Source organism: Neorhizobium petrolearium (assembly GCF_017873175.1).
GTDB classification, from domain to species: Bacteria; Pseudomonadota; Alphaproteobacteria; order Rhizobiales; family Rhizobiaceae; genus Neorhizobium; species Neorhizobium petrolearium.
This window is the reverse complement of sequence record NZ_JAGGJW010000001.1, coordinates 594,335-615,865: the sequence shown is the minus strand read 5'-3', so window position 1 is coordinate 615,865 and position 21,531 is coordinate 594,335. Positions and strand designations below refer to the sequence as shown.

Genomic DNA, 21,531 nt, shown 5'->3' with positions numbered 1-21,531 from the left:
TCTATTCTCCGCGCCAGCCGTCCTGATAGGTCACCTTGTCGACGCCGGCGAAGCGCGCGATGCGCAGCAATTCAGCCTCCAGCTTTTCCAGTCGTCCGGAGGACGGACGCACACCCATTTCCAGCCAGAGCCGCTTGACGTCGAGCGTACCCGTCTTGCGATCGGCCTTCATATCTATGCGCCCGATCATCCGGTCGCCTTCAAGCAGCGGGAAGACGTAATAGCCGTATTGCCGTTTCGGCTCCGGTACGAAAACCTCGATACGGTAGAAGAAGTTGAAGAGCCGCTCGGCGCGGTCACGATCGCGCAAGAGCGGATCGAAGGGGCTGAGCACCCGCACGCGCGCCGGCGGCTCCGGAATATCGCCAAGGTTCTCGGGGAAACCGGTGAAAGCGAAGGAGGGTCGCGGTTTTCCTCCGTTGGCTGAGGCGATCAGCACCTCGGTCAGCTCGCCGCGATTGCTTTTCACCCAGTCCTTGGCCTCGTCCGGCGTCACCAGATCCCAGAAGGCGGCGATCTCGCCGGAAGTCGCAAAGCCCAGCCTCTTCAGCGCACTGCGGCAGGCCCAGTCGATGAATTCCGCATGGCTGACGTCCGGCTCATGATGGTGCGGCGGAATGACCCGTTCCATCAGGTCGTAGATCTTCTGGAAGTTGGCGCGGCCGGCGATCGCCAGCTTGCCGGTATGCCAGTAATATTCGAGCGCCGTCTTGTTCGGATGCCAGTTCCACCAGCCACCGGACTTGTGATCCTCCACCTTCATGTCGCGCGACATAATCGAACCGTTTGCCACGATATGCTGAAACGTTTCTTCGAAAGCTGCGTCGAAACCTTCGCCATGCCATTTTTTCCAGCGTTCGGCGATGATCGGTTCGCGACGGCGGAAGCGATGTTTCCAGTAACGGAAAAGACTCGCCGGAATGATCGACGCGTCGTGTGTCCAGTGCTCGAAAAGGTCCCGGTCCTTTTCCAGAAGCGCGGTCAGATGCTCGCGCTTGTAGGTCTGGTTTCGCGAGAACAGGATCATGTGATGGGCGCGCTCGACGGTCGCGATACTGTCCACCTGGACGAAGCCCAGGTCGTCGATGAGCTGAAGGAGACCTGACTTGGTGAGCGCGCGGCCAGGTGGCCCGGAAAGCCGCTGCCGTTCGAGGAAGATGTGTCTAGCCTGATCATTCGGAATGAGAATCGCCATGGGAGGTAGACTAGGATGACGCCGCCTGATATTCAATGTTCATGTTTGGTTCCGAATTCCCCTTACTCGTCATCCGGTTTATAGACCGCTGAAAAGCGAGGGTGAGGCTTGGATATCCGGTTCGAACAGGCAGAAGCGCGCTTCGAGGAACGTATCGTGCTCCATCCGCTGACGCTTTCGCTGACTGAGCGGCGCATCGGCGTGATCGGACTCAACGGTTCCGGCAAAACGACGTTCGCGCGCATGATCAACGGCCTGGTAGCACCATCCGCCGGATGCGTGGCCGTCAACGGTTTCGATACAGTAAAGCACGGCGAGAAGGTGCGAGCCGACGTCGGCTTCATCTTTCAGAACCCGCAGAACCAGATCATCCTGCCCATCCTGAAGGAGGATATCGCGCTCGGGCTCAAATCTCGTAAACTGCCGAAGCAGGCAATAGAGGCTGCCGTCAACGGCATTCTCGCCCGTTTCGGCATCGGCCATCTCGCCGAACGCCGGGCGCACGAACTCTCCGGTGGCGAATTGCAGCTCGCGGCCCTCGCCTCCGTGCTCGTCACCGAGCCCGGTATCCTCATCATGGACGAACCGACCAATCAGCTGGATTTGAAGAACCGCGACCTCGTGGAACGCACGATCCGCGGCCTCGACGAGCATATCATCGTCATCAGCCATGATCTTTCGCTGATCGCCAATTTCGACCGGGTCCTGCTGTTCCATGAGGGCCAGCTCGCGGCCGATGGACTTCCAGGAGAAATTGTTGCCCGATACCGGGAAATCGCCGCATGAAGACGCTCTATGTCGAGGGCGACACGTTGCTGCACCGGCTTTCGCCGCGGCCAAAGCTCCTCGGGCTTGCGGCGATCAGTTTCCTGCTATTCCTGATCGATGCGCCCGCTTTTCTTGCTGTTGCCGCTATCCTCGGCGCAGGCGCCTACGCCTCGCTCAGGCTCGGATGGCGGCAATCCTGGCTTCGTTTGCAGATGATCATGCTGACGATCATGGTCGTAGCGGCTTTTACCCTCTTTCTCAACAGCTCCGGGCAAGCGCTTGTTGTCCTCCTGCGACTGACTGCGCTGGCGCTTTTTGCCGCAGCCGTCACAGCGACGACGAACATCGGAGATTTCATCGATGAGATCACGCTGGCCGCCCGCCCACTGGAGCGGATCGGTCTTGTTCGGGCGGCCGATATCGGCCTTTCGATCGGCCTTGTGATCCGTTTCGTGCCGGAAATCCTGAACCGCTACCAGGCCATCCGTGACGCACACCACGCCCGTGGGTTGAGGCCGGGGCCATTGACGCTCGCGGTGCCCTTGATCATCCTGACGCTCAGAAACGCCGACGAGATCGCCGCCGCCATCGACGCCCGCGGCATCCGGGCACGAAAGTGACATCGTCACGAAGTTGAGGTGAAAACCATGAGCACTCGCGATCTCGTTCTGGCTGCGCTGTTCGCCGCCATCATCGTCGCCCTGGGACTAGTTCCACCAATCATGCTCGGCTTCATTCCGGTGCCGATCACCGCGCAGTCGCTGGGTGTCATGCTGGCGGGTGTCGTGCTGGGCGCCAAAAGGGGCGGCTTCGCGGTCCTTCTCGTCCTGCTTCTCGTCGCAATCGGCCTGCCGGTGCTTTCCGGCGGGCGTGGCGGCCTCGCCACATTCGCTTCACCGACCGCCGGTTATCTCGTCGGCTGGTTCTTCGCGGCCGTCGTCACCGGTTATCTTTCCGAGCGCTTTGTTGACCGCTCACAGAGCGGCATCGTGCAGATCGCCGGCTTTTTCCTCGCCGCGCTGATTGGGGGCGTGGTGGTCGATCATGCCTTGGGCATTCTCTATCTTGCCTACGGCACGGGCACCGGGCTTTCGACCGCCTTCATGGGCGATCTCGCCTTCATTCCGGGCGACGTCCTTAAAGCGCTGATCGCAGCTTTTGCCGGACGGGCAGTCATGGTCGGTTATCCGTTGCTGCCCCGACGGGCCTGATCAGTCCAGGAACTGGTAGAACCAATCACGCAACTCTTCGGGAAGAGCGACCGGCTCCCGGCTTTGCGGATCATGAGCCGTCAAGACGACCTCCGCTTCCGCCACGGCCTGATCTTCCCGCACCATATGCACAAGAAAACCTGCGGACTTTCCGCCGATCTTGCTGACGCCGACATGGGTATGCACAAGATCGCCAAGCTTCAGCGGCGAGTGGAAGGTGCAGGTGATCTTGCTTACCGTGAAGATCGGATCGTCCTTTCGGAGTTTGCGGCGTCGCCAGAACTCCGTGACGGCATCCTCTGCCCGCACGACATAGGCCGACCGGAACATTTCCCCGTGCATGTCCACATCGCGGAAGGGCACGCGGAATTCCTGCGATTTGACCGTATCCTTGACCACTATACCCTCTAAGTTGAGAACTTAGCCATGTAAGACCATTCCTTCAATCTAAACAAGCACCGGAACGAACGCAGGCGGCTTGAAAAAAAGCGGCATATGCGCCATGTCCAGATCGTCCGCCCCGGATTGCACCTCAAGAGGCCGCCCCATGACCACGCGCCTTTACGAACACAAAATCTTCCTCGAACATCGCACTCCGGAAGGCCATCCCGAACGTGCCGATCGGCTGCGATCCCTGGCGATCGCGCTTCAGCATCCGAATTTCGACAGGCTTGACCACAGGGAGGCCCCGCAGGCCAACGAGGACGCGGTTCTGCTCGCCCATCCGGAAGAACACCTTCACGCCGTCATGCGGGAAATCCCCGAAGAAGACATCATTCGCCAGATTGAGGCGGACACCTATGTCGGTCCGAAAAGCCTGCAGGCGGCGCTGACCGCCATCGGCGGGGCAATGGCCGCCGTCGACGACGTCATGTCGGGGAAAGTGGACAATGCCTTCGTCGCCGCGCGTCCGCCGGGCCATCACGCCGAAAAAGACAAGGCGATGGGCTTCTGCCTGTTCAACAACGCCGCCATCGCCGCCCGCCACGCACAGCGAGCACACGGGGTCGAGCGGGTCGCAATCGTGGACTGGGACGTGCATCACGGCAACGGTACGCAGGACATCTTCTGGAGCGATCCCTCCGTGCTGTTCTGCTCCACGCATCAGATGCCGCTTTACCCCGGCACTGGCGCCGTGGACGAAACCGGCGAGAAGAACAACGTGGTCAATGCGCCCCTCTCACCCAACAACGGGAGCGAGCATTTTCGTGACGCCTTCAAGAGCCGCGTGCTTCCGGCGCTCGAAAACTTCCGGCCGGACTTCATCATTATCTCGGCCGGCTTCGATGCCCATCACCGTGACCCGCTGGCGCAGATCAACCTTGTCGGCGATGATTTCGACTGGGCAACCGGACGCGTCATGGAGATTGCAGGCAAATATGCCAACAACCGGGTCGTCAGCCTGCTCGAGGGCGGATATGATCTTGAAGGTTTGGCCGAATCGGCCGGCATGCACATCATGAGACTGATGAGAGGATAGGAATGACCGAGAACAACGAACCCATCGATGTGAGCGGTTATTCCTTCGAGAAGGCCGTCGCCGAACTGGAAAGCATCGTCGCACGGCTGGAACGCGGTGACGTGGCGCTCGACGAATCCATCGCCATCTACGAGCGCGGTGAAGCGCTGAAGAAGCATTGCGAGGCCCTTTTGACCGCCGCCGAGAACCGCATCGAGAAAATCCGCCTCGACCGCGCCGGCAAGCCGCAGGGCGTCGAACCGCTCGACGGCGAGTAGTCTGCGTTTACCACGAAAGTCGTACGACCCTCGCCATGATCAGGTCACAAAGCGATTGACGCACCGTGACCACCTCCCCATGATAGCTGCCATTCGAATGGTTGCCTTGGGAGGAACAAATCGTGATGTTTGGCGTGAAATCCAGCAAAATCAATCTCATGTTCGCTGCGGCACTGGCCGTCTCGACGGCCTTTTCGGCGGTCGGCGCGAACGCTGCAGAATTCATCAACGTGCTGACCGGCGGAACGTCCGGTGTTTACTATCCGCTCGGCGTGGCGCTTTCGGAGATCTATGGCCAGGGTATCAAGGACGCCCGCACGCAGGTGCAGGCCACCAAGGCGTCCGTCGAGAATCTCAACCTGCTGCAGGCAGGCCGTGGCGAAATCGCCTTCTCGCTCGGCGACTCCGTCCAGGCAGCATGGGAGGGGAATACCGAGGCCGGTTTCCCCGGCAAGCTGGACAAGCTGCGCGGCATCGCCGCCATCTATCCCAACTATATCCAGGTCGTGGCGAGCGCCGATTCCGGCGTGAAGACGCTGGCCGACCTCAAAGGCAAGAGCCTGTCCGTGGGCGCTCCGAAATCCGGCACCGAGCTCAATGCACGCGCCATTTTCGAGGCCGCCGGCATGTCCTACAAGGACCTCGGCAAGACCGAATATCTGCCGTTCGCCGAATCCGTGGAACTCATCAAGAACCGCCAGTTGGATGCGACGCTTCAATCCGCCGGCCTCGGCGTGGCCTCGATCCGCGACCTCGCCACATCACTGAAAATCAATGTCGTGGCCATCCCGAAGGCGGAAGTCGAGAAGATCGGCGCTCCCTATATTCCGGCCGTCATTCCCGCCGGCACCTATGAGGGCCAGACCGCCGAGGTGGAAACCGCGGCCGTCGGCAACTTCCTCATCACCCATTCAGGCGTATCGGACGAAACCGTCTACCAGATGACGAAGCTGCTCTTTGAAAACCTGCCGAAGCTGACCGCCGCGCATGCCGCCGCCAAGGCGATCGACCCGAAGAAGGCCCTCGACGGGATGCCCGTGCCGCTGCATCCCGGCGCCGAGCGCTATTACAAGGAAATCGGCCTCATGAAGTGATCCCGGCTTGAGGGGCCATCGCCCCTCATCCGGTTGTCACCACCTTCTCCCCGCCTGCGGGGAGAAGGACTTATGCCGCAGCGTATCCACCTCTCTCGATGGCCCTGGGCACGTCTCGTCCCCCGCGAGCGGGGAGAGGGTGAGGGGCAACGGAAACTCCGGAGTAACGATGTCCGAATCCACAATACCGCAGCACCAGAACGGGCCGCATTCGGCTGAAGAAGCAATCGAGGGCTTGCCCGCCGGTTTCGGCGAAGGGATCACTGGACGCCTTGCCTTCTGGATCGCATTTGCCTTCACCCTCTTCCAGCTCTGGACCGCGGCTTATGGTACACTTGCAAGTCAGATCGTGCGCGCCATGCATGTGGGTTTCCTGCTTCTCCTGGGTTTCGCGCTGTTCGGCAATCTCGTCGCCAAGACCGCAGCCGGGAAAATCTGGTTCTGGACGCTCGGTATTCTCGGCTTCCTTACTGGTGTCTACAACTGGGTGTTCTATGAGGATCTGATCCAGAGAAGCGGATTTCTCACCACCCCGGACCTGATCGTCGGCACCGTGCTGATCGTGCTCGTCTTTGAAGGCGCGCGACGCCTTATGGGCCTGCCGCTGACGATCATCGCCGCCATTTTCCTGGCCTATTGTTTCTTCGGCCAGTACATGCCCGGCCCCTTCGTGCATCGCGGCTACGATTTCGAGCAGATCATCGAGAATTTCGCCTACGGTACCGAAGGCATATACGGCACGCCGATCTACGTTTCGGCCGCCTATATCTTCATCTTCGTCGTATTTGCCGCCTTCCTGGAAAAGGCGGGCATGCTCAACCTGTTCAACGATTTCGCGCTCGGCCTCGTGGGTACGTGGCGCGGCGGACCTGCCCAGGTCTGCGTCATGTCGTCTGCGCTGATGGGCACGATCTCCGGCTCCGGTGTCGCCAACGTCGTTGCGTCAGGCCAGTTCACCATCCCACTGATGAAGCGCTTCGGTTTCCGCTCGGCCTTTGCCGGCGGCGTGGAGGCGACCTCTTCCATGGGCGGACAGATCATGCCGCCCGTCATGGGCGCGGTCGCCTTCATCATGGCCGAAACGCTGAACGTCTCCTATGCGGAGATCGTCAAGGCGGCGGTTATCCCGGCGATCCTTTATTTCGGCGCCTGTTTCTGGATGGTTTTCCTCGAAGCCGGCAAAGCCGGCCTCAAAGGCATGAACAGGGCCGAGTTGCCGAACCCTTGGGCGGCCGTGAAGGAACACTGGCCGCTCATCCTGCCGCTCGCCGCGCTCGTCTATCTTCTCTTCGCCGGCTATACGCCGATCTTCGCCGGCACCATGGGGTTGGCACTGGTTGCGGTTCTCGTCCTCGGCATGCCGCTGGCGGCAAGCATCGGGCCGTTCGCCTTCCGCCTCGTCTTCTGGGTCCTGCTCGGTCTCGCAGCGGCGTCATTCCTGCGCTACGGGGTGAATTTCCTGGCAATCGTCATCCTGGCGCTCATCGCGGGCTGCGTTTTCGTAAAGGGCGGTCGGGAGACGCTTGCCCTATGCCGCGACGCCATGGCCGAAGGCGCCAAGAATGCACTTCCAGTTGGGATTGCCTGCGCCATCGTCGGAATCGTCATCGGCACGCTGACATTGACCGGCATCGCATCGACCTTCATCGGCGCCATCATCCGCATCGGCGAACAGCATCTCTTTCTGTCGCTGGTGCTGACGATGATCACCTGCCTCATCCTCGGCATGGGTATCCCGACCATTCCGAACTACATCATCACGTCGTCGCTTGCAGGCCCCGCCCTGCTCGAACTCGGCGTGCCGCTGATCGTCAGCCACATGTTCGTCTTCTATTTCGGCATCATGGCGGACCTCACCCCGCCTGTGGCGCTCGCCTGTTTCGCGGCCGCGCCGATGGCCAAGACATCCGGCCTCAAGATATCCATCGAGGCCTCGAAACTGGCAACGTCCGGCTTCGTCGTACCCTTCATGGCCGTCTACACGCCGGCGCTGATGCTCCAGGATCCCGGCGCGATCGCTGTCGCCTGGGGATATCCGGTCGAGGTGGCTTACCTCTTCCTGAAAGCCTGCTTCGGCATCGCACTTTGGGGAACGGCCGTCGTCGGCTTCCTTTTCGCCCGCATGGCGATCTGGGAGAGGCTACTTGCCTTTGTCGCCGGCGCTAGCCTCGTGATGGCGCTTCCCTGGACCGACGAACTCGGATGGGCGATCGGCATCGTCCTCGTCGCACAGCACTGGTGGCGGAACCGCAACGCCCCCGCGGCTCCTGCGTTGTCATGAGCCTCTGCATCCTGGCGGGCGGCAAAGTAATGGCGCTGGCCGTGTCGCTCTTTTCGCTCTCCTGGACGCATTCGGTGCAGAAAACCGAATGGCGCGAGATCTGGGCCGTGACGGACAAGGGGCTCGAAATCCGCGAGGCTGCCATCAAGGGTTCTGGCGCCGGCATGGAGCCCGGCCCGGATGCGGTCCGGCGCGGCGGCTGGTGGATCTGGCACCCAACCCTGCCACCACAAGAGCGGCTTTCTCTTGCGGCCTCCGGCATGACACCGAGCGCATGGCGGCTCTGCCACAACGGCGGATGCATGGAACTGGGGGCAAAGGCGGGGGATGAGGTGGTGCTGAGCGGATGCCGGCAGTGAACACTGTATATCCCTTTCAAGCCTGTTAAAGATGGGTCGGCCAGACTACCCTTCGTCCTCATCCGAAACGGAGAAAGCCTATGTCCTTCTTTCCCGGAAAAGACCCGGTCGCAGGTGATGCTTTCGCCTGCGATGCGATCGAGAACCTGATCATCCCGCGTACCAGCGATATCGGCGGATTTGCCGTACGGCGCGCACTGCCGAGCCGTCAGCGGAGGCTGGTCGGGCCGTTCATCTTCTTCGACCGGATGGGACCAGCACTGCTTCGCGCTGACGAGGCGCTGGATGTCAAGCCGCATCCGCATATCGGGCTTTCCACCGTCACGTATCTCTTCGACGGCGAAATCAAGCATCGCGACAGTCTCGGCACGGAACTCGTCATCCGCCCGGGCGACATCAACCTGATGACCGCCGGCCGCGGCATCGTGCACTCGGAGCGCACCCCGGAAAACCTGCGCGGCCATCCGCAGTCGGTCTCCGGCCTGCAGACCTGGCTGGCGCTGCCAGATAACAGGGAAGAGATCGACCCGACGTTTGACCACACCGGCAAAGAGATGATGCCACTGATCGATGTGGACGGCATAAGAGGCCGCGTGGTGATCGGCGCCTTCGAAGGCCTCGCCTCCCCGGTCTCGACCTTTACCGATACGCTCTATGTCGATCTGCGGCTTGATGCCGGCATACGCTTTCCCTTCGCGGCCGCGCATGAGGAACGGGCGGTCTATATCCTCTCGGGCGAGCTCGTCGTCGCAGGCGACCGTTTCGCGGCCGACCAGCTTCTCGTCTTCCGGCCGGGTGACGCGATCACGCTGGAAGCGGGACTTCAGGGCTGTCACCTGATGCTGTTCGGCGGAGCAGCGCTCAATTCCAAGCGCTATATCTGGTGGAACTTCGTCTCCTCCTCGAAAGAGAGGATCGAAAAGGCGAAGGAGGAATGGCGCACGGGCCGCTTTGACATCGTACCGGGCGACGAGGAAGAGTTTGTCCCCTTGCCCGCAGCCTAAAATCGATTAGAAACCTGTGATAGGACAACTTGAAAAAGCCTGTTTTCTTCTCATCTTGTGGAAGGACAGACTTCCGGAAAAGAGCAGAAAAGGCCACAATCCGTGACATCAATGCCCTCCACGCCGTTGCTCGACAAGGTCAATCTTCCTTCCGACCTTCGTGCAATCGATGACCGCGACCTGACGCAGCTTGCACGCGAAGTGCGCGACGAGATGATCGATGCCGTATCGCGCACCGGCGGGCATCTGGGCGCGGGTCTCGGCGTGGTGGAACTGACGATCGCCATCCACAAGGTGTTCAATACGCCGGACGATCGGCTGATCTTCGACGTCGGGCATCAGTGCTACCCGCACAAGATCCTGACCGGCCGGCGCGACCGCATCCGCACCTTGCGGCAGGAAAACGGGCTTTCCGGCTTCACGCGGAGGGCTGAAAGCGAATACGACCCGTTCGGCGCAGCGCATTCCTCCACCTCGATCTCGGCTGGCCTCGGCATGGCGGTGGCCGCCGATCTTTCCGGCTCGAAGCGCAATGTGATCGCCGTCATCGGCGACGGCGCTATGTCCGCCGGCATGGCCTATGAGGCGCTCAACAATGCCGGCGCGCTCGATGCCCGGCTGATCGTCATCCTCAACGACAACGACATGTCGATCGCCCCCCCGACGGGTGCGATGAGCGCCTATCTGGCGCGGCTTGCCTCCGGCCGGACCTATATGGGTTTCCGCGAGCTCGGCAAGAAGCTGACCGCCTATCTCGGCCATGGCATAGACAAGGCGATCACCCGGGCCGTCGAGCATGCCCGCGGCTACGTGACCGGCGGCACCATGTTCGAGGAAATGGGTTTCTACCATATCGGCCCGATCGACGGACATTCCTTCGACCATCTTCTGCCGGTGCTGCGCAACGTGCGCGACAATGCCCGCGGCCCGGTGCTGATCCATGTCGTCACGCAAAAGGGCAAGGGTTATGCGCCGGCGGAAGCGGCCGCCGACAAGTATCACGGCGTCAACAAGTTCGACGTCATCACCGGCGCCCAGGCGAAATCGAAGCCGAACGCACCAAGCTACACCAGTGTTTTCGCCGAGGCCCTGGTGCAGGAGGCGGGCTTCGACGATAAGATCGTCGGGATTACCGCCGCCATGCCCAACGGCACCGGCATCGACAAGCTGGCGGAGGCCTTTCCCACCCGCACCTTCGACGTCGGCATTGCTGAACAGCATGCCGTCACTTTCGCGGCCGGCCTTGCGGCGGAAGGTTTCAAGCCGTTCTGCGCTCTCTATTCCACCTTCCTGCAGCGGGGTTACGACCAGGTCGTCCACGACGTGGCGATCCAGGGACTGCCTGTGCGTTTTCCCATCGATCGTGCCGGTTTCGTCGGCGCGGATGGGCCGACCCATGCGGGCTCGTTCGACACGACGTTCCTTGCGACACTGCCGGGCATGGTGGTGATGGCGGCGGCCGACGAGGCAGAGCTCAAACACATGGTACGCACCGCCGCCGCCTATGACGAAGGCCCGATTTCTTTCCGCTATCCGCGTGGCGAAGGTGTCGGCGTCGAGCTGCCGGAGCGTGGCCAGATTCTTGAGATCGGCAAGGGCCGGATCATGAAACAGGGTGCGAAGGTAGCGCTGCTCTCCTTCGGCACCCGGCTCAAGGACTGTCTGCTGGCAGCCGAGGACCTGGATGCCGCTGGACTCTCCACGACGGTCGCGGATGCGCGTTTTGCAAAGCCTCTGGATCGCGACCTGATCCGCCAGCTCGCCCGCCACCATGAAGTGCTGATCACGATCGAGGAAGGTTCAGTCGGCGGCTTCGGCAGCCACACGCTGCAGTTTCTCGCCACCGAGGGTCTACTCGACAGCGGGCTGAAAATCCGCTCCTTGGCTCTGCCGGACATCTGGATGCAGCAGGCAAGCCCGGATGTTATGTATGCGAAGGCAGGCCTCGATCGCGCCGGAATCGTCTCGACCGTGTTCCAGGCGCTCGGCCAGACCCGGATCGGCGTCGGCTTCGCAGGCTGATGTCGCCTGTCCTCAGTTCCGCTCGCCCTTGATCATCATGTCGAACTGCACGACGTTGGAGTAGATCGGCGTGCCGACATCCATGGCATAGCGCGAACGAAAGATCCTGCCGCTGACGTTGAAGGCGATCATGCGGCCGCTCCATGCCGTCAACGTCACATCGAAACTCTCCGACATGCTGCGTCCCTTGGCGGTCAGCGTGCCGGTAATGCGGGCGCTATCCGGCCCCGTCTGCTCCACGTGTTCGGAGCGGAACGAGATCGTTTCGAATTGACTGGAATCGAAAACCGCCCCCGAGCGCAGGAAGGCATCGATACGATCCTGGCCGGTCATGACGCTTTCGGGCTTCAGCTCGAAACTCACCATGGAATGAGCAAGATCGCCGGCCTTCAGATTGAAGGTGCCGGAAAATTTGCCGAACTTACCCTTGATGCCGCCGCCGCCAACCTGACCGACGCTGAAAGCGATGCTCGAACCGGGCGTAATGGCATAACGACCGGCAACCTCGGCAAGGCTCGGAACTTCGACGGCCGACTGGCCGGCCTGTGGAAACGACACAGCGAAAAGCAATGCGGTGAACAAGGCTGTCTTGCGGGTCATGACCGCCACTCCCTGATGGATGTTTTAACTGGATGACGCCGGCCTCCGAATATACGGGTCAGCACGTCGTCGTGCCGGCGATAATGGTGGTAGAGCGCCGCACCTGAGTGCAGGAACACAAGCGCCAGCATGGAATAGGCAAGCACGGCATGGGCCATCGTCCACCAGGCTTCAGCCGCATCCGATTTCGGCACCGGCAGATGCGGGACGACGACTAGGTTGAAGGCGAATGTCGGAATTTCCAGTGGCGAGACCGAAGCGACCATCCAGCCAGCCAGAGGAACTCCGACCGCGAGCACCAACAGCGCATGGTGCATCATCTTTGCGGCGCGGTGTTCGAGCGGACTCATGCCGGCTGCCGGCCTCACCCGAACCAGCGCGAGTGAATGGATGAAGCGGATTGCGGCAAGCAACAGCGCCAGGATGCCGAATGACTTGTGCCACTGGAAAAGCGAGAATTGCAGGCTCGGATCGATGGACGGCCGGGTCATAACGAAACCAAGCACGATCAGGCCGAGAATGATAAGGGCGATCAGCCAATGCAGGATGATCGTAAGGGGATTATAATAATCGGCAGGATGACGCATGACCGGCTTTCCGGAAATTTCATGCTTCAATCATCCTCCTCAACGAGCGCCCCAGCAAATCGCGAACGATCACGCCGCTTCAACAGTCGCTGAGATTATCGGTCTGCCGCCGCCAGGAAGAGGATGTGCAGGTCTTTTTCCGGAGAGAAATCCTCGGCCTTCATCTCGAAGGTGGTCGGACCGGTTTTCTTGACCCCGCTGCCGCAAAAGCTGACGTAGTCCTGCGGCTGGCCCTTGTCGATCGTCAGCTTGAACTTGCCGATCGGGCCGCTCCAGTTGGCGCCGGTCGTCAGGATATAGGAGACCCATTGCTCGGTATAATTCGGTCCCGACCTGCTGGCCGCAGACTCGAGCTTCGCCGCCGTCTTCATGAAGGCGCTGTCGATGCAATAGCGTTCGACATACTCCTTGTAAGTCGTGCCCGGCTTTCCTTGGTCGATGAAACTCATCGCCACCGTGCCGCCAACGCTCGGCTTGTAACGGTGGCTGACGCGCACCGGCTTGCCGGCAGGAAACATCGTCTTCCACCAATATACAGAGCGAAGGGTCCAGGCAGGCCGCAAATCCTCCTGCCACCCCTTGCCCGCATCGTAGCGATCCACGTAGATGAGACCTTCGGCGGTCCACTGGGCCTTCACGTCCTCCGGCAGGCTCTTGAGCACAGCGAACGTCTTTTCGCTGTAGGGGAGAAGCGGAATGTTGCGGGCCAGAAGTTCATCGGTGCGATCGATGCCAGCCGCGATCACCCGCTGCTGCAGTTCCGGCTCGATCTGCCTGCTATCCTGCACGACCGAAAAACCGAGGAAATTGTCACTTTCGACGTCGTCAAGGGCGATGTCGCTTTCCAGACTGCCGACGATATCCGGCATCGGGAAGGCGACGACGCTTTCAATATCCTTGTCGCCGGTGTTCCTGAAGACGTAGTCGACCAGCACCTCCTCGCGGGAGATGTAAAGGTTTTCCTCCTCCATCGCGACATCGGAGGTCTGGACGTAGATCAGCCCACCTGTCCCCAACTCTGCCATCGAGTCATTGGCGAGTGCATGGGGTGCCGATAGTAACAACCCGCCGATCAGCAAAGTCCAGCGCATATGATCCCCTCCTGTCTCCTGTGCTGGAAGATAGACCGGATTCCCCAAAAGAGAAGGCAGACCGGATAGTTCTCCGGCCTGCCTTGAAAGATCGGTCGAAGGAGGATCAGAATTCAGACCACTCTTCCTTCACGGCAGCGACGCTTGCCGCCTTGCCGGAAAAAGCTCTTGCGACGGTGGAGTGTAGCGCATTGGCCGGAGATGCGGCCGGCCGGGCTTCCGCCGATACGGCGACAGGACGCGCTGCAACGGAAGACGAACCGCCGACGTTGAACTGCCGAAGCAGTGCATCAAGAGCCTGGGCTTCCTGGGCAAGCTTGTGGCTTGCTGCAGTCTGCTGTTCCACCATGGCGGCATTCTGCTGAGTGCCCTGATCCATGGTATTGACCGAAGTATTGATCTCCTGCAGTCCGGTGGACTGCTCGCGGGTGGATATGACGATTGCGTGCAGGTGCTCGTTGATCTGCTGCACCTCCCCTACAATGGCCGCCAATGCTTCCCCGGTCTCGCCAACCAGAGCCACGCCGGCATCCACCTGCTGGCTGGATGTCGTAATGAGCGACTTGATCTCCTTTGCCGCATTGGCAGAGCGCTGCGCAAGTTCGCGGACCTCCTGAGCGACAACGGCAAAACCCTTGCCTGCATCGCCTGCGCGGGCTGCCTCGACGCCGGCATTCAGGGCAAGCAAGTTGGTCTGGAAGGCAATATCGTCGATGACGCTGATGATGTTGATGATCTCGCCGGAAGATTTCGAGATCTGCTCCATCGCCGAGACCGCGCGACGAACCACCTCACCCGATTTCTCGGCGCCGATACGGGCACGTTCGACACGCTGGCCAACGTCTTCGGCACGGCGGGCGGATTCCCTTACAGTCGTCGTCACCTCTTCAAGCGCTGCCGCCGTCTCTTCGACGGAAGCGGCCTGCTGCTCCGTGCGGCGGCCGAGATCATCGGCGGCGGCGCGGATTTCAGCGGAACCGGCGCTGATGGCAGACGCATTTTCGCCGACCGCCCGAAGGGCTGCCTGCAGCTTGTCGAGCGCCTGGTTGAAATCGGTGCGAAGCCGGTCCAGGCGGCTCGCGAAGGGCTTCTCGAGGCGATAGGCGACATCGCCGTTGGCGAGGTTCGCGAGGCCGGTCGCAAGCGAGTCCATGGCGAACTCGATCTCGGCAGCTTCGCGAGCCTTTTGAGCATCATTGGCAAGACGATCCCGCTCGGCAGTTTCCCGCAAAGCGTCCGTATCGCGAGCAAGACGCAGTTTTTCGATAGCCGCATCCTTGAAGACGGCGACGGCCTTGGCCATGCGGCCGACCTCGTCGCCGCGGTCCAGAGCCGGTACGTCGATATCGTTGTTGCCGCCGGCAAGCTGGGTCATGGCCTCGGTCATGCCGACGATCGGCGTGACGATGGCGCGGGAGAGAGCCCAGACAAGTCCGGCAGCGATGAGGCCGGCAAGCCCGCCGCCGATCAGCAGCGTGAGGAGCAGATCACGATGCGCGCCGGCCTGGGCGTCCTGCAAACCGGTCGTCAGTTCCAGTGCCTGCTTCTTGATCTTGGCGGCCGCATCGCGGAAGCCGTCAAGCTGGCCTTTGGCCTGATTGCGGCCGATCTCGATCACTTCATCGATCGGCTTGTCGGTGTTCTTGCGCGCATCCAATTGCGGTACGGTGAGCTGGGTATGGAAAACATCCGCAGCCGTCCGCATCTCGTCCAGCGAAGCAATCAAGTCGGGCATACCGGCAGCCGCCGTCCTGGCGGCATCGATCGCGGCGATCATCCTGTCACGATTGTTGAAGACGTCATTATAGGTGCTGTCGCTCCTGAAGAGCAGGAAGCCTCGCTGGTTCACGGCCTGCTCCAGCATGGCCTCCAGCGCATTCTCCACCTGGGTCAGGATGGTCTGCGAGGCGACCTGCTGCGCCGAAGCACGGCTGGATTTCAAGGCCTGCCAATAAACACCGGCTGAAGCCAGGAGGCAGACGGACATCAAAGCTACGAAGGTGGTGATCAGCTTTTTATTGAGGGAAAGATTCTTAAGTGACATGACTACTTTCGCTTTTCTCGGATGACACGGCTCGAGCGTCTCCTCCGGGTGCCAGAAAAGCTCAAGTCGATTAAAATTGCGTTGAACATGCCGCTTAAGTTTTCACCCGCGACATACTTGCCAGGGACAGCAGAGCCGGGCATTGACTGCCAGTATGTCCAACACTTCTGAAAATCAGCGCCTCGACCAGCTTTTGGTATCATCGGGACTCTTCGAAAGCCGGTCGCGGGCGCGCGACGCGATTACCCGAGGCACTGTTACCGTCAATGGCCAGGTCATCACCAAGGCCGGGCAGACCTTTCCGGGGGATGCCACAATCACCGTAGACGATCCGGCCAAGGCTTATGTCTCCCGCGCTGCACTGAAGCTGGTCTCGGCGCTCGACCACTTCGAGCTCGATCCGGAGGGCAAGACCTGCCTCGACATCGGTGCATCGACCGGCGGATTCACCGAGATCCTGCTGCAACGGGGAGCCGCACATGTCACCGCGATCGACGTCGGGCACGGCCAGATGCATGAGCGGATCGCCGGCGACCTGCGTGTCACCAATATCGAAGGGCTGAACTCCCGCAACCTTACCGCGGACGACCTTGGCGGCAAGGTGATCGATTTCATCGTTTCGGACGTTTCGTTCATCTCGCTGAAGCTGGCACTGCCTCCGGCATTGAACCTTGCCCAGCACGGCGCCATATGCGTGCTTCTCGTCAAGCCACAGTTCGAGGCCGGCCGCGAAGCAATCGGCAAGGGCGGCCTTCTGCGGGATCCGGACACCGCTCCCACAGTGGCGGCAGAACTTGAACGCTGGCTGGTGGAAGACATGGGCTGGACGAGCCTCGGCCTCATCCCCTCCCCCATTGCCGGCGGCGACGGCAACCAGGAATTCCTGCTCGCAGGGCGGAAACCATAATGAGCACAGAAACGGCTAAGATCACACGCCTCGGCACGCAGGGCCACGGCATCGCAGAGGGCGCACAGGGACCGATCTACGTACCCTATGCGCTGCCGGGCGAGACGGTGGCGATTGCCCGCAACGGCGGCCACGGCACGCTGATGTCGATCGCGGAAGCCTCGCCGGACCGCATCGCGCCCCTCTGTCGGCATTTCGATCCGGATCGCGACGCCTGCGGCGGCTGTTCGCTGCAGCATCTGGCGGATGCGCCCTATCGCGTCTTCAAGCGTGATCTGGTCATCGAGGCGCTGAGATCCAGGGGGCTGACGCCGGAAATCGGTGCACTCATCGCCGCTCATCCCGGCGAACGTCGGCGCGTCGTCTTCTCCGCCCGGAAAACGGAGAAGGATTTCCTGCTCGGCTTCAACCGCGCCGAAACGCATCACATCGTCTCGATCAAAGAATGTCCGATCGCCTCGCAAGGAATCATGGTGCGGCTCGGAGCAATCCGGGCGATCGGGCAAGTCCTTGCGACCGGTTCCGATACCTTCCGCATCACGGTGCTCGAAACGCTTTCCGGCCTCGACCTTGCCGCCGACGGCCTGAAGCCACTTTCCGACAAGCAGCGCCGCGCCGTGACTGAGACCGTGCTCAGCCTCAAGGGGATCGCCCGTGTCTCGGTGAACGGCGAGGTGGTCATCGAGCCGCAGAAGCCGCTGATCGATTTCGGTGGCGTGAAGGTCGCGCCGCCGCCGGGCGCCTTCACCCAGGCGACGAAACCGGCTGAGGACGCGATGGCCGAACTGGTGCTTTCCCATGTCGGCAAGGCTAAGCGCGTGCTGGACCTTTTCGCGGGTTCGGGCACGTTCGCGCTGCGACTGGCCCGGATTGCCAGGGTACATGCCGTCGAAAGCGAGGAAAAGCCGCTGAAGGCGCTGGAGCATGCCGCCCGCAACACGCAGGGCCTGAAGCCCGTCACGATCGAGAAACGCGATCTCTTCCGCCGGCCGATAACGGTCCAGGAGTTGAAGAATTACGACGCCGTCGTCTTCGATCCGCCGCGTGCCGGCGCGGAGGCACAGATGAAGGAGCTTGCCCGCTCCACCGTGAAAACCGTCGCAGCAGTGAGCTGCAATCCGCTCACGCTCGCCCGCGATCTCGGAATTCTCTCCGATGGCGGCTATTGCATCAAATCGGTCACTCCGATCGACCAGTTCCTCTGGTCGCCGCATGTGGAAGCGGTGGCGCTGCTGGAGAGATAATTCTCAAATTGGAGGAAGCCGGTGCTTTATGATTTCAACCTGCTTGAGAAGACAGCGTCGGATTTCATAGCTGACGGAAGGACTGCGGACGCCATCAAGATCTATCTGTTCATGGCTGATGGTGATCCCTCGCTGGACGCCGGCTACCTTGGAATGAAACTGGGCGAATGCTACGAACGGATTGGCGATCTACATGCTGCAAAATATTGGCATGGTCGGGCAGTTGAGGAAAATCCTGAAGTACGCCTCAGTTCGGCGGAGGCTGTGAAGCGCCTCGCCGGTGTCACGATCGACCATTTGCTGCCGTTGATCAGGTAGCCGTGCAGCTAATAATCCAGGTCCAACCGGCCGGTGCCGACGACGTTGGGGCAGCGGCAGGTCCCGCCGACACGGCCAGCGCTCGCCCTGCAGACATAAGGCCGCGTGCGGTCGTCACTCTGGCGCGGCGGCACGACGCAGAGATAACGTTGCGGCCGCGGCGGACGATCGTCGGTGCGTGATTGGGTATTCCCCTGATACTGGATCAGCGACATGGCAGCCCCGCCGCCCGCCGTCGAAACCTCGCCGGCACCGGCGGCGGAGCATGATAGCAGCAGGATCGTCAGGCCGACCAAGATTTTGCGCATGGGATTTTCCTCTTTTCAGGAGAAATCTAACTCTGCTCATGCGCCAAAAGAAGACGGCGGCCCGACTTTCCCGAGCGGCAGCGTTAACGTCGCATGAAGGCCTCGAAGGCTGCGCGCGCCTCGGCACTCCTGAGCTGTGCGGTGAAATGCACCAGTTCATCGTCCATCCGGGCCAGAAGGGCGTCGCCGTTGCCCTTCATCAGGTTGCGGGTGATCTTCAGCGCATGCGGCGGCTTCTTGGCGAGGCTGTCGGCCAGAGCCAGGGTCTCCTTCTCCACGGCTTCCGGCTCCACCACCTTCCAGATCAGGCCTGCGGCACATGCGGCTTCGGCCGAGATACTTTCGCCGGCCACCAGCATGGCGAAGGCGCGCTGATGCCCCATCACCCGCGGCATGAGCAGGCTGGACCCGGCTTCAGGAACGAGTGCCAGATCGACGAACGGGGTTCTGAACAGGCTGCGCGAGGAGGCAACCGTCATGTCGCAATGCAGGTTAAGCGTCGTGCCGATGCCGATCGCCAGCCCGTCGACGCCTGAAACCAGCGGCTTCTCGATTGTCGCCAGCGCCTGGAGAAACTCGAACGCCGCCGGGGGCCCGCCGCCTTCCTTCAGCGCAAAATTCAGGAAGTCGCTCAGATCGTTGCCCGCGGAAAAGCAGCCTTCAGTGCCAAGAAAGGCAACGACGCGAACGGCTTGATGATTGGCGGCCTCGTGCAGGGCCTGCGTCATCCGCACATACATGGCCGTGGTGATGGCGTTCTTCTTTTCCGGCCGGTTGAACCGGATCACCATGACGCTCGGATGGGTTTCGGGATGCTCTACAAGGATATGGTCGTCGCTCACGGGCAGGCTTCCTCTCAGGCAAGAATGGCGCGGGCGGCTTCAAGGCTCGCCGAGCCGGAGATAACACGATCCTTGAGCGCCGAGGTCTCGGCGAGCAGGTTTTCCGCCATGAAGCGGCAGAGCGCGACGCGCTTTTCCATGCCGCCGTCACCGATGTCCACCAGGGCACCTTTCGCAAGGTAGCAGCCGGTGAGTGTCAAGCCGAACAAGCGCTGATAGGGTGTCGCCCCGGCAAGCGCATCCGCGCTTCTTCCGTCAGCCTGCGCCTCCAGGAGCCAGTTGGTAGCAGCCTCCAGTGCGAAGACTGCGGCGCGCAGCCGGTCGCCGCTTTCACCGAAAGCCGTATCGTTCGAGGCGGCGACGCTCTCGGCGATCTCCTTCAGTTCGCCAATGAAACCGCGTACCTGTTCACCGGACGACAACGGCAGTTTCCGGGTGACCAGATCGATCGCCTGGATACCGTTGGTGCCCTCGTAGATCGGCGCGATGCGGGCGTCGCGCAGATAACGGGCTGCACCCGTTTCCTCGATGAAGCCCATGCCGCCATGCACCTGGATGCCCAGCGAGGCGACCTCGACCCCGATATCTGTCGCGAAGGATTTGGCAACAGGCGTCAGAAGTGCGGCCCGCTCGGACCAGTGGCGAGCTTCGTCGCCTTCGGCGTGATGCGACATGTCGATTGCGTAGGCGCAGGCATAGCAGATGGCGCGTGCCCCCTGAGTCAGCGCCTTCATGGTGATCAGTGTGCCGGCAATATCGGGATGTTCGATGATCGGGCTCATATCCCCCCGCTGGCCCTCGCCAGTCCAGCCAGGCGCCCTGCCCTGCGTCCGCTCATGGGCATAGGCGACTGCCTTCTGGGTCGCTGCCTCGGCGATTGCAACGCCTTGCATGCCGACCGCAAGGCGAGCGTTGTTCATCATGGTGAACATGCAGGCAAGCCCCTTGTTCTCCTCGCCGATCAGCCAGCCAATCGCGCCCTTCTCTTCGCCGTTTTCCGGGTGGAACCTGCCGTCGCCATAGATCATCGTGCAGGTCGGTGCGCCATGAATGCCGAGCTTGTGCTCGATCGAATGACAGAAGACGTCGTTGCGGGCGCCGAGCGAGCCATCGTCATCGACCAGGAATTTCGGCACGAGGAACAGCGAAATGCCGCGCGTACCAGCCGGCGCATCGGGTAGCCGCGCCAGAACGAGATGGATGATGTTGTCGGCGGCGTCATGCTCGCCCCAGGTGATGAAGATCTTCTGGCCGAAGATGCGATAGGTGCCGTCACCGCGACGCTCGGCACGGGTCTTCAGGACGCCCAGGTCGGAGCCGGCATGCGGCTCGGTGAGGTTCATGGTGCCGGTCCATTCGCCGGACACCATTTTTTCGAGATATTTCTCCTTGAGCACTTCGCTGCCGTGAGCGGCGATGGCCTCGATCGCGCCCATGGTGAGCGTCGGCGCCAGCGCGAAAGCCATGGACGCGGAATTCCACATTTCCAGAGCAGCAACGTTCAGCATATGCGGCAGATGCTGGCCGCCGAAGGCTTCCGGCGCGGTCAGCCCGTTCCAGCCGCCCTCCCGCCAGTGGCGATAGAGTTCGGGCCAGCCGTCCGGTGTCTTCACCTCACCGTCGATGAGCCGGGCGCCCTGGTTGTCGCCAATTTCGCCGAGCGGCGCTATCTCATTGGTGGCGAACCGTCCCGCTTCGTCCAGAATCGCATTGACCAAGTCGGAACTGAGGTCGCCGAACCGGCCGATCTCCACGGCATCCGCAAGGCCTGCCACATGGTTCAGCGTAAAGGCGATTTCCTCGATCGGTGCCTTATACATGATGCTCCTCCTCGTCGGCGCATTGACGCCTGCCGCGCTCAGCCAACATCAACGCCAGCGCGGATTCATCTACTTTTTACGTAAACGTAAATGCCGTTG

22 protein-coding genes are annotated in these 21,531 nt (G+C 61.4%); 13 read left to right on the top strand and 9 right to left on the bottom strand.

Annotated features, from left to right (window positions below):
* Position 1: 1 nt before the first annotated feature.
* Positions 2-1,195 carry a winged helix-turn-helix domain-containing protein gene (locus tag J2046_RS03115; protein ID WP_210049415.1) on the bottom strand — a complete coding sequence of 398 codons (1,194 nt, stop codon included), beginning with the start codon at positions 1,193-1,195 and terminating at the stop codon, positions 2-4.
* A gap of 108 nt (positions 1,196-1,303) precedes the next feature.
* Between J2046_RS03115 and J2046_RS03110 the strand changes: the two genes are divergently transcribed.
* From J2046_RS03110 to J2046_RS03100, 3 genes are read left to right on the top strand one after another with little or no spacing between them, the layout of a single operon-like run.
* On the top strand, positions 1,304-1,981 hold the full coding sequence (locus J2046_RS03110) for an energy-coupling factor ABC transporter ATP-binding protein (RefSeq protein ID WP_210049413.1): 678 nt from the start codon (positions 1,304-1,306) through the stop codon (positions 1,979-1,981).
* Positions 1,978-2,583 carry a CbiQ family ECF transporter T component gene (locus J2046_RS03105; protein ID WP_210049412.1) on the top strand — a complete coding sequence of 202 codons (606 nt, stop codon included), beginning with the start codon at positions 1,978-1,980 and terminating at the stop codon, positions 2,581-2,583. The genes J2046_RS03110 and J2046_RS03105 overlap by 4 nt, the downstream gene beginning before the upstream one ends.
* 27 nt (positions 2,584-2,610) lie before the next feature.
* Positions 2,611-3,174: a biotin transporter BioY gene (locus J2046_RS03100; protein ID WP_210049410.1), complete on the top strand. Its 564-nt coding sequence runs from the start codon at positions 2,611-2,613 to the stop codon at positions 3,172-3,174.
* Here the strand turns inward: J2046_RS03100 and J2046_RS03095 are convergent, their stop codons facing one another.
* Entirely contained in the window at positions 3,175-3,573 is a 399-nt protein-coding gene (locus J2046_RS03095; RefSeq protein WP_210049407.1) for an acyl-CoA thioesterase, read from the bottom strand. It abuts the gene before it with no gap.
* Positions 3,574-3,721: 148 nt separating this feature from the next.
* On the opposite strand from J2046_RS03095, the gene J2046_RS03090 reads away from it, so the two are divergent.
* From J2046_RS03090 to dxs, 7 genes are all read left to right on the top strand, one after another.
* A complete protein-coding gene (locus tag J2046_RS03090) occupies positions 3,722-4,654 on the top strand; it encodes a histone deacetylase family protein (protein ID WP_210049405.1) in 933 nt (310 codons plus the stop codon).
* 2 nt (positions 4,655-4,656) lie between these two features.
* Positions 4,657-4,911 (top strand): exodeoxyribonuclease VII small subunit, encoded by a 255-nt coding sequence (locus tag J2046_RS03085; RefSeq protein ID WP_210049403.1) that lies wholly within the window; start codon positions 4,657-4,659, stop codon positions 4,909-4,911.
* Positions 4,912-5,036: 125 nt separating this feature from the next.
* Positions 5,037-6,005 (top strand): TAXI family TRAP transporter solute-binding subunit, encoded by a 969-nt coding sequence (locus tag J2046_RS03080; RefSeq protein WP_210049401.1) that lies wholly within the window; start codon positions 5,037-5,039, stop codon positions 6,003-6,005.
* A 169-nt stretch (positions 6,006-6,174) separates the two neighbouring features.
* On the top strand, positions 6,175-8,286 hold the full coding sequence (locus J2046_RS03075; RefSeq protein WP_210049398.1) for a TRAP transporter permease: 2,112 nt from the start codon (positions 6,175-6,177) through the stop codon (positions 8,284-8,286).
* Entirely contained in the window at positions 8,283-8,645 is a 363-nt protein-coding gene (locus J2046_RS03070) for a DUF1850 domain-containing protein (protein WP_210049396.1), read from the top strand. The genes J2046_RS03075 and J2046_RS03070 overlap by 4 nt, the downstream gene beginning before the upstream one ends.
* 80 nt (positions 8,646-8,725) lie before the next feature.
* Complete coding sequence (locus tag J2046_RS03065) at positions 8,726-9,649, top strand: pirin family protein (RefSeq protein WP_210049394.1); 924 nt, start codon at positions 8,726-8,728, stop codon at positions 9,647-9,649.
* Positions 9,650-9,751: 102 nt separating this feature from the next.
* Positions 9,752-11,671: a 1-deoxy-D-xylulose-5-phosphate synthase gene (gene dxs, locus J2046_RS03060; protein WP_210049392.1), complete on the top strand. Its 1,920-nt coding sequence runs from the start codon at positions 9,752-9,754 to the stop codon at positions 11,669-11,671.
* A 12-nt stretch (positions 11,672-11,683) separates the two neighbouring features.
* On the opposite strand, the gene J2046_RS03055 is transcribed toward dxs, so the two are convergent.
* From J2046_RS03055 to J2046_RS03040, 4 genes are all read right to left on the bottom strand, one after another.
* The gene (locus J2046_RS03055; protein WP_210049390.1) at positions 11,684-12,271 is read right to left on the bottom strand and encodes a YceI family protein; all 588 of its coding nucleotides are present in this window, start codon (positions 12,269-12,271) and stop codon (positions 11,684-11,686) included.
* Entirely contained in the window at positions 12,268-12,858 is a 591-nt protein-coding gene (locus tag J2046_RS03050; RefSeq protein ID WP_210049738.1) for a cytochrome b, read from the bottom strand. The genes J2046_RS03055 and J2046_RS03050 overlap by 4 nt, the downstream gene beginning before the upstream one ends.
* A 95-nt stretch (positions 12,859-12,953) precedes the next feature.
* Positions 12,954-13,949, bottom strand: coding sequence for a DUF4424 domain-containing protein (locus J2046_RS03045; RefSeq protein WP_210049388.1), 996 nt, complete (start codon positions 13,947-13,949; stop codon positions 12,954-12,956).
* A gap of 106 nt (positions 13,950-14,055) precedes the next feature.
* Positions 14,056-15,993: a methyl-accepting chemotaxis protein gene (locus J2046_RS03040; protein WP_210049386.1), complete on the bottom strand. Its 1,938-nt coding sequence runs from the start codon at positions 15,991-15,993 to the stop codon at positions 14,056-14,058.
* A gap of 154 nt (positions 15,994-16,147) precedes the next feature.
* Between J2046_RS03040 and J2046_RS03035 the strand changes: the two genes are divergently transcribed.
* Genes J2046_RS03035 through J2046_RS03025 form a run of 3 tightly spaced genes read left to right on the top strand, consistent with a single transcriptional unit; the run spans position 16,148 to position 18,462 of the window.
* Positions 16,148-16,900, top strand: a complete 753-nt coding sequence (locus J2046_RS03035) for a TlyA family RNA methyltransferase (RefSeq protein WP_210049384.1) — start codon at positions 16,148-16,150, stop codon at positions 16,898-16,900.
* Entirely contained in the window at positions 16,900-18,144 is a 1,245-nt protein-coding gene (locus tag J2046_RS03030; RefSeq protein WP_210049382.1) for a class I SAM-dependent RNA methyltransferase, read from the top strand. The genes J2046_RS03035 and J2046_RS03030 overlap by 1 nt, the downstream gene beginning before the upstream one ends.
* A gap of 21 nt (positions 18,145-18,165) precedes the next feature.
* Positions 18,166-18,462: a hypothetical protein gene (locus J2046_RS03025; protein ID WP_210049380.1), complete on the top strand. Its 297-nt coding sequence runs from the start codon at positions 18,166-18,168 to the stop codon at positions 18,460-18,462.
* Positions 18,463-18,470: 8 nt separating this feature from the next.
* Here J2046_RS03025 and J2046_RS03020 read toward each other — a convergent pair whose 3' ends face one another.
* The 3 genes from J2046_RS03020 to J2046_RS03010 form a co-directional block, all read right to left on the bottom strand.
* Positions 18,471-18,770: a hypothetical protein gene (locus tag J2046_RS03020; protein WP_210049378.1), complete on the bottom strand. Its 300-nt coding sequence runs from the start codon at positions 18,768-18,770 to the stop codon at positions 18,471-18,473.
* A gap of 83 nt (positions 18,771-18,853) precedes the next feature.
* Entirely contained in the window at positions 18,854-19,612 is a 759-nt protein-coding gene (locus J2046_RS03015; protein WP_210049376.1) for a crotonase/enoyl-CoA hydratase family protein, read from the bottom strand.
* Between the two features lie 14 nt (positions 19,613-19,626).
* Positions 19,627-21,432: an acyl-CoA dehydrogenase gene (locus J2046_RS03010; protein WP_210049374.1), complete on the bottom strand. Its 1,806-nt coding sequence runs from the start codon at positions 21,430-21,432 to the stop codon at positions 19,627-19,629.
* Positions 21,433-21,531: the final 99 nt, after the last annotated feature.

What these genes read in the sequence shown, in the direction of transcription:
- J2046_RS03105 (WP_210049412.1), top strand. Translation starts at nt 1,978, where the DNA reads ATGAAGACGCTCTATGTCGAGGGCGACACGTTGCTGCACCGGCTTTCG.
- J2046_RS03010 (WP_210049374.1), bottom strand. Translation starts at nt 21,432, where the DNA reads ATGTATAAGGCACCGATCGAGGAAATCGCCTTTACGCTGAACCATGTG.
- J2046_RS03055 (WP_210049390.1), bottom strand. Translation starts at nt 12,271, where the DNA reads ATGACCCGCAAGACAGCCTTGTTCACCGCATTGCTTTTCGCTGTGTCG.
- J2046_RS03085 (WP_210049403.1), top strand. Translation starts at nt 4,657, where the DNA reads ATGACCGAGAACAACGAACCCATCGATGTGAGCGGTTATTCCTTCGAG.
- J2046_RS03035 (WP_210049384.1), top strand. Translation starts at nt 16,148, where the DNA reads ATGTCCAACACTTCTGAAAATCAGCGCCTCGACCAGCTTTTGGTATCA.
- J2046_RS03070 (WP_210049396.1), top strand. Translation starts at nt 8,283, where the DNA reads ATGAGCCTCTGCATCCTGGCGGGCGGCAAAGTAATGGCGCTGGCCGTG.
- J2046_RS03080 (WP_210049401.1), top strand. Translation starts at nt 5,037, where the DNA reads ATGTTTGGCGTGAAATCCAGCAAAATCAATCTCATGTTCGCTGCGGCA.
- J2046_RS03020 (WP_210049378.1), bottom strand. Translation starts at nt 18,770, where the DNA reads ATGCGCAAAATCTTGGTCGGCCTGACGATCCTGCTGCTATCATGCTCC.
- J2046_RS03030 (WP_210049382.1), top strand. Translation starts at nt 16,900, where the DNA reads ATGAGCACAGAAACGGCTAAGATCACACGCCTCGGCACGCAGGGCCAC.
- J2046_RS03045 (WP_210049388.1), bottom strand. Translation starts at nt 13,949, where the DNA reads ATGCGCTGGACTTTGCTGATCGGCGGGTTGTTACTATCGGCACCCCAT.
- J2046_RS03100 (WP_210049410.1), top strand. Translation starts at nt 2,611, where the DNA reads ATGAGCACTCGCGATCTCGTTCTGGCTGCGCTGTTCGCCGCCATCATC.
- J2046_RS03065 (WP_210049394.1), top strand. Translation starts at nt 8,726, where the DNA reads ATGTCCTTCTTTCCCGGAAAAGACCCGGTCGCAGGTGATGCTTTCGCC.
- J2046_RS03040 (WP_210049386.1), bottom strand. Translation starts at nt 15,993, where the DNA reads ATGTCACTTAAGAATCTTTCCCTCAATAAAAAGCTGATCACCACCTTC.
- J2046_RS03050 (WP_210049738.1), bottom strand. Translation starts at nt 12,858, where the DNA reads ATGCGTCATCCTGCCGATTATTATAATCCCCTTACGATCATCCTGCAT.
- J2046_RS03115 (WP_210049415.1), bottom strand. Translation starts at nt 1,195, where the DNA reads ATGGCGATTCTCATTCCGAATGATCAGGCTAGACACATCTTCCTCGAA.
- J2046_RS03090 (WP_210049405.1), top strand. Translation starts at nt 3,722, where the DNA reads ATGACCACGCGCCTTTACGAACACAAAATCTTCCTCGAACATCGCACT.
- J2046_RS03075 (WP_210049398.1), top strand. Translation starts at nt 6,175, where the DNA reads ATGTCCGAATCCACAATACCGCAGCACCAGAACGGGCCGCATTCGGCT.